The sequence below is a fragment of the Photorhabdus sp. RM71S genome (assembly GCF_042879355.1).
GTDB lineage: Bacteria > Pseudomonadota > Gammaproteobacteria > Enterobacterales > Enterobacteriaceae > Photorhabdus > Photorhabdus kayaii.
Genome location: NZ_JBHFKV010000200.1, coordinates 1 through 458 on the forward strand (window position 1 = coordinate 1; position 458 = coordinate 458).

At 41.0% G+C, this 458-nt stretch carries 1 protein-coding gene; it reads right to left on the bottom strand.

What is annotated here, in order from left to right; translation table 11 throughout:
- Positions 1 to 115: 115 nt before the first annotated feature.
- A complete protein-coding gene (locus ACGF5R_RS24505) occupies positions 116 to 295 on the bottom strand; it encodes a hypothetical protein (RefSeq protein WP_132355777.1) in 180 nt (59 codons plus the stop codon).
- Positions 296 to 458: the final 163 nt, after the last annotated feature.

Here is a 458-nt window from a genome sequence, read left to right on the forward strand (position 1 = left end):
CGATCTGCCGGGCAACTTTTGTTAATGCCTGAGCAGTGGCAAACGGGACTTGCTTCTTTATTTGAGTCAGCTTATTAGACAGTTCTTTTAATCCTGCCATCTTATTGACCTGAAGTTAAATAGATAACTGCAACTCTGCGCCAATTAATCCGATGGCGAGAATAGCCTCCTCTGGGTAATCAACCAGCATCTTACGTATTACCTTTTCGCATTCGCGGATGTTTTCTTGTTGCTGCTCTGACAATGAGGCAATTAACCCTCGAAACATCAGTATTGTTTGTTCATCTCGTGTCATCGTGTTATCTCATCAAATAAAAAGGCCGCCTAAGCGACCGGGTTGATTCTATAATATCTAATAGGTCATGGGTTAATTACTGGCAGAGTAAGCAAAGAATTAGTAAACCCAAACTCGATAAAAATAACATCTAAAGGAATTGACTTTCTCAGCGATGATGGCG

Excerpts from the sequence above, each read along its gene's own strand:
- ACGF5R_RS24505 (WP_132355777.1), bottom strand. The coding sequence starts at position 295 with ATGACACGAGATGAACAAACAATACTGATGTTTCGAGGGTTAATTGCC.